This is a genomic window from Geomicrobium sp. JCM 19055, from assembly GCF_000698185.1.
In the GTDB taxonomy this organism is placed as follows: domain Bacteria; phylum Bacillota; class Bacilli; order Bacillales; family Marinococcaceae; genus Geomicrobium_A; species Geomicrobium_A sediminis.
In genome coordinates this window covers 234,817-243,087 of the sequence record NZ_BAXL01000002.1, presented here as the reverse complement: position 1 = coordinate 243,087, position 8,271 = coordinate 234,817, and the positions used below count along the sequence as shown (strand labels likewise).

At 40.7% G+C, this 8,271-nt stretch carries 12 protein-coding genes; 3 read left to right on the top strand and 9 right to left on the bottom strand.

Annotation, left to right across the window (positions count from 1 at the left end; translation table 11 throughout):
* Positions 1-204: 204 nt before the first annotated feature.
* Genes JCM19055_RS03595 through JCM19055_RS03575 form a run of 6 tightly spaced genes read right to left on the bottom strand, consistent with a single transcriptional unit; the run spans position 205 to position 4,346 of the window.
* Positions 205-996, bottom strand: coding sequence for an SDR family oxidoreductase (locus JCM19055_RS03595; protein WP_042358538.1), 792 nt, complete (start codon positions 994-996; stop codon positions 205-207).
* 12 nt (positions 997-1,008) lie between these two features.
* On the bottom strand, positions 1,009-1,263 hold the full coding sequence (locus tag JCM19055_RS31175) for a fumarylacetoacetate hydrolase family protein (RefSeq protein WP_370542970.1): 255 nt from the start codon (positions 1,261-1,263) through the stop codon (positions 1,009-1,011).
* Positions 1,263-1,889 carry a fumarylacetoacetate hydrolase family protein gene (locus tag JCM19055_RS03590; protein WP_370542969.1) on the bottom strand — a complete coding sequence of 209 codons (627 nt, stop codon included), beginning with the start codon at positions 1,887-1,889 and terminating at the stop codon, positions 1,263-1,265. Before JCM19055_RS03590 ends, JCM19055_RS31175 begins: the two co-directional genes overlap by 1 nt.
* 22 nt (positions 1,890-1,911) lie before the next feature.
* Positions 1,912-2,931 carry a homoserine dehydrogenase gene (locus JCM19055_RS03585; RefSeq protein WP_193745291.1) on the bottom strand — a complete coding sequence of 340 codons (1,020 nt, stop codon included), beginning with the start codon at positions 2,929-2,931 and terminating at the stop codon, positions 1,912-1,914.
* A gap of 12 nt (positions 2,932-2,943) precedes the next feature.
* The gene (locus tag JCM19055_RS03580) at positions 2,944-3,960 is read right to left on the bottom strand and encodes a hypothetical protein (RefSeq protein WP_042358536.1); all 1,017 of its coding nucleotides are present in this window, start codon (positions 3,958-3,960) and stop codon (positions 2,944-2,946) included.
* Positions 3,957-4,346 (bottom strand): RidA family protein, encoded by a 390-nt coding sequence (locus tag JCM19055_RS03575; protein ID WP_042358535.1) that lies wholly within the window; start codon positions 4,344-4,346, stop codon positions 3,957-3,959. Before JCM19055_RS03575 ends, JCM19055_RS03580 begins: the two co-directional genes overlap by 4 nt.
* Positions 4,347-4,500: 154 nt before the next feature.
* On the opposite strand from JCM19055_RS03575, the gene JCM19055_RS03570 reads away from it, so the two are divergent.
* Together JCM19055_RS03570 and JCM19055_RS03565 are read left to right on the top strand one after the other, a co-directional pair.
* Positions 4,501-4,908 (top strand): Rrf2 family transcriptional regulator, encoded by a 408-nt coding sequence (locus JCM19055_RS03570; RefSeq protein WP_042358534.1) that lies wholly within the window; start codon positions 4,501-4,503, stop codon positions 4,906-4,908.
* Between the two features lie 69 nt (positions 4,909-4,977).
* Positions 4,978-5,880: an NAD(P)/FAD-dependent oxidoreductase gene (locus JCM19055_RS03565; protein WP_042358533.1), complete on the top strand. Its 903-nt coding sequence runs from the start codon at positions 4,978-4,980 to the stop codon at positions 5,878-5,880.
* Here JCM19055_RS03565 and JCM19055_RS03560 read toward each other — a convergent pair.
* From JCM19055_RS03560 to JCM19055_RS03550, 3 genes are all read right to left on the bottom strand, one after another.
* Entirely contained in the window at positions 5,877-6,254 is a 378-nt protein-coding gene (locus JCM19055_RS03560) for a hypothetical protein (protein WP_042358532.1), read from the bottom strand. The genes JCM19055_RS03565 and JCM19055_RS03560 overlap by 4 nt on opposite strands.
* Before the next feature lie 278 nt (positions 6,255-6,532).
* Positions 6,533-6,844: a hypothetical protein gene (locus JCM19055_RS03555; RefSeq protein ID WP_265181743.1), complete on the bottom strand. Its 312-nt coding sequence runs from the start codon at positions 6,842-6,844 to the stop codon at positions 6,533-6,535.
* A 34-nt stretch (positions 6,845-6,878) separates the two neighbouring features.
* Complete coding sequence (locus JCM19055_RS03550) at positions 6,879-7,610, bottom strand: tetratricopeptide repeat protein (RefSeq protein ID WP_042358529.1); 732 nt, start codon at positions 7,608-7,610, stop codon at positions 6,879-6,881.
* A gap of 238 nt (positions 7,611-7,848) precedes the next feature.
* On the opposite strand from JCM19055_RS03550, the gene JCM19055_RS03545 reads away from it, so the two are divergent.
* Positions 7,849-8,220, top strand: coding sequence for a hypothetical protein (locus JCM19055_RS03545; RefSeq protein WP_042358528.1), 372 nt, complete (start codon positions 7,849-7,851; stop codon positions 8,218-8,220).
* Positions 8,221-8,271 lie beyond the last annotated feature (51 nt).

The window sequence follows — 8,271 nt, the reverse complement described above, 5'->3', positions numbered from 1 at the left end:
TTCCTCCGCGGCATAGAAAACACGGTGACTGCGAAGCAGGAGCCGATGTTGCCCTTGTGCCAGGGGTGCAAGCATCCGCCTGCAGTGGAAATCATGACTCTAGTATAGTTTATCAAAAAAGAACGTACGCTCGAAAATTCAAGGGTACGTTCTTTAGTCAAAGACTTTTTCAGCGGTCCAATTTGATTAGAAGGGGTTTCGACATTAAAGGGCTTTAACTAAGCCACCATCAACGAGCAATGATTGCCCGGTAACATACGTATTGGCACCTGAGCATAAGAATACCGCTTGTTTTGCGAATTCTTCTGGTTGACCGTAGCGTCCCATCGGGATGCTTTTCTCGGAGTTCTCTTTCACTTGATCATATGAAAGACCAACTTTGTCGGCTTTAATCTTGTCTAGACTTTCAACTCGACCTGTAGCGATCCGTCCTGGGCCAAGTGTATTAATTAAAATATTGTCTTCCGCTAATTCTTGAGAGAGACTCTTTGCAAGTCCGACGATGCCTGCTCTGAATGTGTTGGACAGCAATAGATTATCGAGCGTTTGTTTAATGGAGGAAGATGCGAAATTTAGAATATGTCCACCGCCTTGTTTACGCATGTGCGGTAACACTTCTCGGATCGCTCGAACAAAACTTAATAAGTTCAGTTCAAATGCATTCTGCCATTGTTCATCTGAAAATTTATCAAAACCACCCGCTGGAGGTCCGCCAGCATTATTAATGAGCACGTCAACCGTGCCGTACTGATCGGCCGCTGACTGGACGAGGTTTTTAATGTCGTCGCCTTTCGTGATGTCACAAACTTTATACATGACACTTGCAGATGGTGCTGCTTCTAGAATGTGGTCAACGGCACGTTGCAATTCTTCTTCGTTGCGACTTGAAATGACAACGTTAGCGCCTTCTTTTGCGAATTCTAATGCTGTTGCTTTACCTAATCCTTGGCTTGCAGCCATAACAATCACTGTTTTGTTTGTTAAATTCAAATCCATTGGTTCCACCTCTTATGCATGAGTTTTAATTTTCAAATCTTGACACTTATTTTTCAACGATGCGAAACCGTTAATCTGGCATTCGACTTCGTCACCTTCATGAATGTGTACCGCACCTGGCGTACCTGTTGAAATAAGATCTCCAGGTAGAAGAGACATGACTTTGGAGTGAAACGACACGAGGTTAAACGGTGTAAACGTCATATGATCAACGGTGTTCTTACGGTGTAGCTTCCCGTTAATCACAGTGCTAACTTCTAGTTTCATCACTCTTCGACTTCATCTTTCGTAACGAACTGTGGTCCGAAACTAAAGAACGTATCAAAGCTTTTAGAACGAGTTAAGTACCGTGGGTTCTTTTCCAAAATATCTTCTGCGGTCATATCAATAATTGTCGTGTACCCTGCAATATAATCAAGCACATCCGCTTCTTCGACATCTTTACACGGCTTTCCAATAATCACACCTAGCTCAGCTTCAGCTGTCGTACGTTCTGATTGCAAAGGGATCTGAATCGTATCCCCACTGCCGATGATTGTCGTATCAGGCTTCATAAAACTCGCAGGTTCTGTATTCGGAGCTACTTCACTTAAATCAGCTGCGTGTTCCACATAGTTTAGACCAATGCCCCAAATCTTGCTCGGATGACGGTATAGTGGCTTTACGACATAATCCGTCACAAATGTATACTCTCCATGCTCAATGGCCGCTAAGCCCGTCTCATTGTACCAAGTCGTTAACGCTTCGAGCTTACCACTTCGTAGTAGTTCGAGCAATTCTGTTGCATAAGCTACCCCGACTTTTTCATTCACTTCTTCGACGAGGACTAGACCTTTCTCTGTTACGATAGCGAGTGTTTCATTCTCATTCAATGCAATGGTTGATAAACGCATGACAATCACCTCTTTTACGAATTTAGAAGTTCGCTTGCACTAGATTAATCATGTCTTTCAGAGCTGCTCCTGCTGCTCCAACAGGGCTTGATGCACCGCCTGTAACGGCTACTCTCCCCATTTCTTCTGTGTAAAAGCAAATCCCTTTTTCTTTTGGAGCAAGATTTGCGAGTGGATGAGCCGTCGGTATGGATGTCGGTTGAACGTTCATATGAATCGTTTGCTTGTCCAAAACAGCAGATGCTAACAGAACAATTTTATGATTAGACGCTTTTGCATCAGCGATTTGTTCTTTTGTGACAGCCATAATACCTGTCACATCAACGTCTTGAATGTGGTTATTCAGGCTAAAAAAACGATTCGCTAGTAAGAGGAGTTTATTCGCACTATCTTTCCCACTAACGTCCATATCTGGGTCTTTTTCTGCAATACCAGCTTCTTGAGCACGTTGCAAAGACACTGAAAAGTCCACTTCCTGTTCATGCATATCGTCAAGGATATAACTCGTTGTTCCGTTTAATACCCCTTCAAAACGAGTAAGTGTCATGCCTGCAAGACTATATTCTCCAACATCCAGTGTTGGTAACGCCGCAGCTGTCGCTCCACTAAATTTAATTCTTCGATTAACAGATTCACTTAACTTCATAAGTTCCTCGTAATGATGAACGAGCGCACCTTTTGAGATTGAAACGACATCCATGTGCGACGTTAACGCTTGCTTGATATACGAGTAAGCAGGCTCCCCGTCATTTGCATTCGTAGAAGTCGCTTCGACCAGCACATGACCGCTCATCTGATCAATTGGTTGAATTGGGTATTGGGAATCTTTCGCATAATCTTTAACCGCCATCGTCCCAACACCATAGTGAAGTAATCGCGGAAGATCTAAGCCATCTTCACTTTGAACGATCCCTTCTCGGATGATAATTCCTTTGATTTTCAGTTTGATCGTATACCGAGATGCAATCGTTTCTGCTTTATCGTGGATTAGTTGCACAAATTCTTTTGCGACAACACCGTAACCACTTATGTAGATGTCCAACTGACCCACTCCTTACTTTGCTTTCATCTTCTGAACAGGCAAATCTTGAACCGTTGCCATTTGCCAAGGCTCGACGACACCGTTCGCTTTGTTTGTTAAAACGAGAGGAATTAGCCCCGTTACAACGAGTGATGTCGCTTCATAATCTGATGTAACAGTCAGCTGCCGTTCTGACTTGGTCCGTTTTTGATTGCGCAATCCTGTTAATTCTACAAAGAGTGTCGCTTCTTCTGATTGGTCGGGGCGGTGCTTTGCAAATCGCGCAAATAAATGACGGTGCTTCGGCAAAGCGCGAAGTGCAATTAACGTCGAAACGAGCTTATTAAATGGTGCTATATCCCAAGACGTCCAATAGTGACTCTTCGCCTTATTAAATACGTTTTTCATAACGGCTTGCTCCGAATGATTAATCTTTCGGAGTGTTATAGACGTTCTCCCGCTTCTAAATACTCTTTTTTTCTTAAATCCTCGATACCCATCCGCTAGTTTCGAAGAAACAATCGTAAGCATATCCGCTGCACCTTGTGCACCTGCCAAAGCATTCGCGCTTTGTAAAAACCCTACGTGTACTTCGTCTACGATGCTTAATTCCTTAGCGGCTTCAATTGCCAAGATGACAGATAAACCAGGAAGCAATCCTGCCATCATTACATTCGTCGTACCCTGTGGATTGTCTAATTCCTTCACTCGCTCAGCAAAAGCATTAAATGCATTTACGTCAATGGTCGGAACATTGACTTTCATACAGATATTCTGAATGAAGGGTTCGCGTTGTGAAACAGCAATGATTACAAGATCCGCATGTGATACGACATTGACAATGTTATCTTCACTCGAAACATCTAGTTTCATAAATTTGCAATCAACCTCTCGGTTGCTCCATCGCTCAGCAACCCGTTCCCCCCGTCCTACTTTATAGTCTGTAACTATATAATTGAACGTTTTATTATACGTAGACATCACATGGTAACAAACGAGTTGACCGAGTGTTCCAGTTGCCCCAATAATAGCAATCGTCGGCTGATTCATTCGTTAGGGGCAAATGCTTCTGCATCGATTTCCACTTTAAATTGTGGTGCCGCAAGTGCAGCAACATAGAGTAATGTCGTACACGGCAAATCATCTCCTACATAACCTTGAATCACATCGCGACGTTCTGACAATGGAAATTCACCGACTAGGTAGAACGTTAACTTTGTAAGGTGAGAGCGATTCATATTCGCTTCGTGTAAGTTATGATCGATGTTTTGCAAAGCAAGCTTCAGTTGCTCCATTGGCTGTTCTGGCACTCCTCCGTTTTGTTGCATACCGAGTTGTCCCGAAAGAATTAATCGCCGTCCAGGTTCATTCACTTCAATTTGATGGACATAAGGTGCGACCGGTTGATGAACAAGCTCTGGGTTTCTTTTCTCCACGTCACCTCCACCTTTCTAAAAAGAGGGAATTTACGAACATTTTATTTCTCTCTTAGTTTAGCATATCAGTGAAAATCTAGAAAAAGAGAATGCTTGACTCTCTTGATCAACGTTGCTATTATAGACACACATTATCTATAATAGGTGATTCGTTATGAAACTATCGAAATCAACACATTATGCACTTCACACGATGCTCCATTTAACATTAAGTCATGCCGAGGGACACACGAGTGTTTCAAAACTTGCAGGTCATCAACAAGTGTCAACGACATACTTATCCAAAATCTTAACGAAGTTAGTTAAAGCTGGATTAATCGTGTCCGTTCCTGGCGCAAACGGTGGTTACAAGTTGAAGGCAAATTGGAAAGAGACGACATTGCTTGATGTAATTCAAGCGGTAGAAGGTCTTCCGCCAATCTTTGATTACTGCGAAGACCATAACCCAAGTTGCATTATTCAACAGTCCATCCAAAAAGCTGAAAAGAATTTTCTTGAAGAATTAGGCACGATGAAGATTGCTGATCTTGCAGAGGAAGCAAGAAACGTACCACATCATTAATTGTGGTGCTTCTCTTCACACCTATTATAGATATAAAAAATCTACAATATATCTAAAGGAGACAACATAATGAATTATGATGTGATTGTTATTGGTGGGGGAGCTGCAGGGTTGCAAGCAACCCTTACACTGGCCCGTTCTCGCCAACACGTGGCTTTGTTTGATAATGACACGAATCGAAACCGCGTGACTGAGGAATCTCACAATTTCATTACACGAGACGGAACTTCACCGACTGAATTTAGAGCAATCGCAAACGAAAATCTCTCTCGTTATCCGCATGTCACGAGAAAAGCAGAGACCATTGCAACAATTGAAGAGACTGGTGAATTCTTTACTGTAACAACAGTGGGAGGCTCTATGTATACGAGCCGTCGCATTCTCTTAGCAACTGGAATTCAAGAACGTTTCTCTTATGAACCTATTCGTAACTATTACGGTAAAAGCATATTCCATTGTCCATTTTGTGATGGCTATGAATTACGTGACACGGCGCTTGCCATCTTTGCCTCTGATGAACAGGCCATCTTACATTTAACGAAATTGCTGTACAATTGGTCAACGGATCTTGCCATCTTTACGAATGGCGTTACGCTAGATCAAGAATTATTACAGCCAATCCTAGATAAAAATATCCCGATTTATAGTGACATCATTAAGAACCTTCACGGAGATTCCGGGCAACTCTCAGCAGTTGAATTAGCAGATGGTTCGTTTGTTTCCCGTAACGGTGGCTTCGTTGTCCCTGAATATGTTCGTAACAATACGTTCATTGAGCAACTTCGTTTGGACGTTGATGAACAAAACGGAATTACAACGGACGGTTTCGGACGGACGAGTCATCCACGCGTCTACGTCGCTGGAGAGATGGTTAAAAACGCTTCATCATCCCTTCTCGTAGCAAGTACAGAAGGAACAATGACAGCTTCCATGATCGTATTTGATCGTGCAAATGAACAATTTCATTCTTAAGTGATAAGTAGAAGGCTGAAGGTACCGATGACGAGAAAAGCAGTGATCGGTGTCATCAACCTTCTTTCTTTTGTACTTTTTGACAGTAGGTTTGCAATCGTATTAAGTATGAAAAAGATAGCAATTCCCCATAACAACGGTGTTGTAGGTAGCCAAAGAATTGGAATCCATTGTACATGGCTCAAGTACACAACAATAATCAGAATCAATACGACACAACTAAAAGCACTGACGAAGCGGAGAGGCCATGGCAAAACAGTATAATATCCACCTAACGTGTACGCTCCTAAAGACTTTCCCATCGCAAGTAATAGTTGAAACATAGCCACCAATAGCAACACAAACGTCATTGTACTAACGAGAATACTTATCATTTTTATTCATCCTCCTTTTGTATCTTAATCATAAATCCATACGTTACGTTCGTTTCAATCGTTTATTTCAATTTTATCAATACAAAAAAACCCTAGACGTTAGTGACTCCTAACGTCTAGGGTTCTAAGTAATAACTCGTATTCACAATTTGGTGATGGTTACAATTATCTTAAGCCATCGATTTTGTCGAGTGCGGTGATGAGATCATATGCAGCTGCACTGTTCTCAAAGCCAGTAAAAATTAGAAGCGTAAGGAATGAAAGCACTAGAAACTTCTTCATGATATCGTCACCCCCTTTCTACGTTCAATCGTTTCCGATTGATTGGCTTTAATTAAATACTCGTATGCAATCTTATAGTCACCCTTTGCTTGATAATGCTCTGACACGTGTTCACAGATTTCTTTTATTTCAAAGTTCAAGTTATTCGTTTCAAGATGTTGAATTGCCATCTCTACGAGAGCAAGATCGTCCATCGTGTAGAGACCCCTAAGAACCATACACCTTGCAATATATTCCTCGAGTCCATGCTCACACGCTAACGTTTGGGCTTCTTCTAAGTAGTAGACACCTTCATTATTGTTGTTCATCTTGAAACATACATGAGCAAGATTCGTCATCGTCTTAATGTGAACCATACGATTTCCGTGATCTCGTAAGGCGTCCAAAAAAATAAGATTTCGCTTCTGGGTAATTGCGTTGACGCAAGCGATTTAATCCAATTGCTCGATTTAGCAACGAGAGTTGATAAGAATCTCTCACTTTCGGGAATATCTCTTGATAAATCTCTTCTGCCTCGTCATAAAAGTGCAATTCTGTATGAATGGCTCCAATAAATGAAAGACTATTCAACTTCCGCATTTCTAGGTTGGCTTCTTCAAATAACAGTACTGCTTTTTTTAAATACCAGAGTGCAAACGTATACTCATTCATTCGATATAGCGTCTCACCTAGATTGTGAAATAATTCTGCTTTATCTTCATTCCTAATTGAAAACGCATATTCTTCCGCTTTGCGGTAATAATCTAGCGCATAACTAAAACGTGAATTCACAAACTCAAATTGTCCCTCCATAAAGTAGTGAAGGTAATTTAGCATTTGATCGGTTTTCTTTAGAGAGTCATGTTTAATCTGTTGACCAATCTTAGGATTCTTCATAAAATCTTCGGTAAGGATACTATGTCTAAAATCGACTAATCGATAGTATTTAGAGAGCTGTTCGTCATCTGCACTAATGTTACGAAGCAACATATCAACTTCTTCTTTGTATGCAAATGCTTCTTCTGTATCGTGCTTTAATATGGAGTGATACCACTGGCCTATTAAACTTTTCAATTGCTGAATGTGTTCTGCCATATGCATATCCCCAATCCATCGTCTCTATTTAAATTATAACTCTATTGAGAATATTTAACTAGTAATTTATAGTTATTTTTTTGAATTAATTGAAAAAAACATCAGTATAACTTCATAGACTCTTGGCATTTAAATGGGTTATATCCTATTTAAATGGATTTTGTTTGGTACATACTCGAAATCTTGGTATATTGGAATGACGGAATTTCTTAAGACCGATATCTTTGGAGGAACTTGTATGCAAAAGAAAGACTCTCAAAACGACGAGATTAAGCGAGAGCAAGAAGAATCTAAAAAAGAGCTCTTAAAAATGATTCGTAATGAACAATACGTTCAACGTCTTAAACGAATCCGAACGCCACTATTATCGTTAATTTTTGTTGTATTCCTTACAGGAATTTTTGCCGTCCTTGGCTATGTAGATTATCTTGTCATGAATGTACTAAATCTCATCTTACTGTCACTCAGTTTATATTTGATGTTTGCATTTATGAAAACAAAACCGAAAGGAAAAATGTTTGCCTTTGGAATCGTAGCCATCGTTTTTAATATTCTTGTGTTGTTAGCAACCATGCTGAGCATCTATATTAATGTTATCGGCTACTTATAGACTCTCGTACAGAAGTACGAGAGATTTTTTCTTTTGAAACAAAAAAAACCG